Below are 3,319 nucleotides of genomic sequence, written 5' to 3'. Positions count from 1 at the left end.
CCCTCGGGGACGGCCACCTTCGTCGTTCACACGGTTCTCTCGGCACTGCGCACGCGCTTTTCGCGTCACTGCGCGCCGGGGCGCACCAAGCCGCTCTCGTACGCGTACACGGCGGCCTGCACCCGGTCGCGCAGCCCCAGCTTCGTCAGCACGTGCCCCACGTGCGTCTTCACGGTCGTCTCGCTCACGAAGAGGTCCGCCGCGATCTCGGCGTTCGACAGGCCGCGGGCGACCAGCTTCAGGACCTCGACCTCGCGCTCGGTCAGCGTGTGCAACGTGTCCGGCACCGGCTCGTCGCCGGACGGGAGGTGCGCCGAGTACTTGTCGAGGAGCCGGCGCGTGATGCTCGGCGCGAGCATCGCCTCGCCCGCCGCGACCACCCGGATCGCCTGCACCAGCTCGTTCGCCGGGGCGTCCTTGAGGAGGAAGCCGCTGGCACCGGCCCGCAGCGCCTCGACCACGTACTCATCGAGGTCGAAGGTGGTCAGCACCAGCACCTTCGCCGGACCGTCCCGGCCCGGCCCGGTGATCTGCCGGGTCGCCTCGACACCGTCCATCCGCGGCATGCGGATGTCCATCAGGACCACATCGGGCTGCAGCGCCCGCACCTGGTCCTGAGCCTGCAGACCGTCTCCGGCCTCGCCGACGACCGCGATGTCCTGCTCGGCCTCCAGAATCATCCGGAACCCGGTGCGCAACAGCGGCTGGTCATCGACCAGTAGGACGCGGATCGCCACGTGTCTCTCCTTCAGCTAGCCCGCGCCCATTCTGCCCTGCTCGGCCTCCGTCGACTCGGGCGCCCTCACAGGAAGCGGATACGGCGGGGGAGTCCCACCGAATTCGGGACATACGGCCTGATGATCGCACCAGCCGCACAATTTGGTGGGCCGCGGCCGCCAGTTCCCGGTCTCCGTCGCCAGCTCGATCGCCTCCCACAGCGCGAGCAGCTTGCGCTCCACCCGCTCCAGGTCCGCCACCACCGGGTCGTACGTGATCACGTCACCGCTGCCCAGATAGACGAGCTGCAGGCGGCGCGGCACCACGCCCTTCAAGCGCCACACCACCAAGGCGTAGAACTTCATCTGGAACAGCGCGCCCTCCGCGTACTCCGGACGCGGGGCCTTCCCCGTCTTGTAGTCGACGATGCGGACCTCGCCCGAGGGGGCCACGTCCACGCGGTCGATGATGCCGCGCAGCTTCAGCCCCGACGCCAGCTCGGCCTGCACGAACAGCTCCCGCTCGGCGGGCTCCAGACGAGTCGGATCCTCCAGGGTGAACCAGCGCTCCACCAGCTTCTCCGCGTCCGCCAGCCAGCGCGCCATGCGCTCGCCCTCCGGATCGTCCGCGAACAGCTCCGTCAGCTCGGGCTTCGCCTCCCGCAGCCGGTCCCACTGCCCCGGAATGAGCGACTTGGCCCGCGGCGCGGTCCGCTCGCCCGCCGGGGCGTCGAAGAGCCGCTCCAGGACCGCATGCACCAGGGTGCCCCGCGTCGCCGCCTCACTCGGCTTCTCGGGCAGCTTGTCGATCACCCGGAACCGGTACAGCAGCGGACACTGCATGAAATCGCCCGCACGCGAGGGCGACAGGGACGCCGGGCGCACGGCCGCCACGGCACCGTCGGAGCTGGTTTCCATGAGGACAGACCCTACGACCCGACACTGACAACAGCCGCATACCATCGACGACAGACCCTCTCGCCCTGCATGATCGTGCGGGTAACCACGCCATATTGGGGCGAGGGACGCTTCGAACGAGGGGACATCGTGGACGAAAGCGGCGGGAGCGGCAGGCCGCAGTCCGAGGGCGCCGAAGGCAGCCTGCGGCCGAAGGAACCGCAGGGCGTGCCGGGCGCACACGATGCGGACGGCTCCCAGGAGTCGGCGCGTCCGGTCGACACGGCCCGGGAACCGGCACGCCCGGCGGGCCCGCCCGACGAGCCGCAGCGCCCGGCCGACGCAGCCGACCCGGCAGACGAGTCGGCGCAGCCGCGGCCCGGCGACACCGGCACGCCCCCGGCCGAGCCGCCGAAGAGCGAGAGCCGCGCCTCCCTCACCAAGGCGCCGCGGGAGGAAACCCCCGCCGAGCCCCCGCGCGCCCGCGCCGCGCACTCCGGAGGCAAGGGCGCCCCCGTGCCGCCCAAGGCACAGAAGGGGCCCGGCGGCGGCCTGCTCATGGGCAAGCCGTTCGGCGTGCCCGTCTACGTGGCCCCCAGCTGGTTCATCGTCGCCGCCCTCATCACCTGGGTCTTCGGCAACCAGCTCGACCGGGTCCTGCCCGAGCTCGGCGGCGCCCGCTACCTCGTCTCGCTCTTCTTCGCGGTGGCCTTCTACGCCTCCGTGCTCGTCCACGAACTCGCCCACACCGTTGCGGCCCTCCGCTTCAAACTGCCGGTGCGCCGCATCCAGCTCCAGTTCTTCGGCGGCGTCTCCGAGATCGAGAAGGAGTCCGAGACCCCCGGCCGCGAGTTCGTCCTCGCCTTCGTCGGCCCGCTCCTCTCCCTCGTCCTCGCCGGCGTCTTCTACGCCGGCATGCGCGCCGTGGAACCCGGCACGGTGCCGGGCGTCCTGCTCGCCGGCCTGATGATCTCCAACCTCATCGTCGCCGCCTTCAACCTGCTGCCCGGCCTGCCCCTGGACGGCGGCCGCATGCTCCGCGCCGTCGTCTGGAAGATCACCGGCAAGCCCATGAGCGGCACCGTCGCCGCCGCCTGGGTCGGCCGCGCCCTCGCCATCTCCGTCCTCATCGGCCTGCCCCTGCTCAACCAGTCCGGCGCCCTCGGCGGCGAGAGCCAGGAAATCGGCGGCATGGACACCGTCACCGACGCCCTGCTCGCCGCGATCCTCGCCGCGATCATCTGGACCGGCGCCGGAAACAGCCTGCGCATGGCCCGCCTGCGCGAGCACCTGCCCGAGCTCCGCGCCCGCACCCTGACCCGCCGCGCCGTCCCCGTCGAGAGCGACACCCCGCTCTCCGAGGCGCTGCGCCGGGCCAACGACGCCGGAGCCCGCGCCCTCGTGGTCGTCGACACCGACGGCGACCCCATGGCCCTCGTCCGCGAGGCGGCCATCGTCTCCGTGCCGCAGCACCGCCGCCCCTGGGTCGGCGTCGGCGGCCTGGCCCAGGACATCACCGAAGGCATGCGCATCTCCGCCGAGCTCGCAGGGGAGGAGCTGCTCGACACGCTCCGCGCCACGCCCGCCACCGAGTACCTCGTGGTCGAGGAGTCCGGCGAGATCTACGGAGTCCTGTCCGCCGCCGACGTGGAGCGCGCCTTCGTCAAGGCGATGGCCCGCCCCTCCTGATCCCGCCCCGCCCGGCC

General features: G+C 72.1%; 3 protein-coding genes. 1 reads left to right on the top strand and 2 read right to left on the bottom strand.

Annotated features, from left to right (window positions below):
* Positions 1-65 precede the first annotated feature (65 nt).
* Positions 66-737: a response regulator gene (locus tag AOK03_RS31450; RefSeq protein WP_055568772.1), complete on the bottom strand. Its 672-nt coding sequence runs from the start codon at positions 735-737 to the stop codon at positions 66-68.
* A 15-nt stretch (positions 738-752) separates the two neighbouring features.
* Positions 753-1,634, bottom strand: coding sequence for a RecB family exonuclease (locus AOK03_RS31445; protein WP_055568771.1), 882 nt, complete (start codon positions 1,632-1,634; stop codon positions 753-755).
* A gap of 129 nt (positions 1,635-1,763) precedes the next feature.
* Here AOK03_RS31445 and AOK03_RS31440 point away from each other — a divergent pair, with 129 nt between their 5' ends.
* Positions 1,764-3,302, top strand: coding sequence for a site-2 protease family protein (locus AOK03_RS31440; protein ID WP_055568770.1), 1,539 nt, complete (start codon positions 1,764-1,766; stop codon positions 3,300-3,302).
* The last annotated feature ends 17 nt before the right edge of the window (positions 3,303-3,319 follow it).

This window comes from Streptomyces atriruber (genome assembly GCF_001418325.1).
Lineage (GTDB): Bacteria > Actinomycetota > Actinomycetes > Streptomycetales > Streptomycetaceae > Streptomyces > Streptomyces atriruber.
This window is presented reverse-complemented; position numbering and strand designations above follow the sequence as displayed.

What these genes read in the sequence shown, in the direction of transcription:
- AOK03_RS31445 (WP_055568771.1), bottom strand. Translation starts at nt 1,634, where the DNA reads ATGGAAACCAGCTCCGACGGTGCCGTGGCGGCCGTGCGCCCGGCGTCC.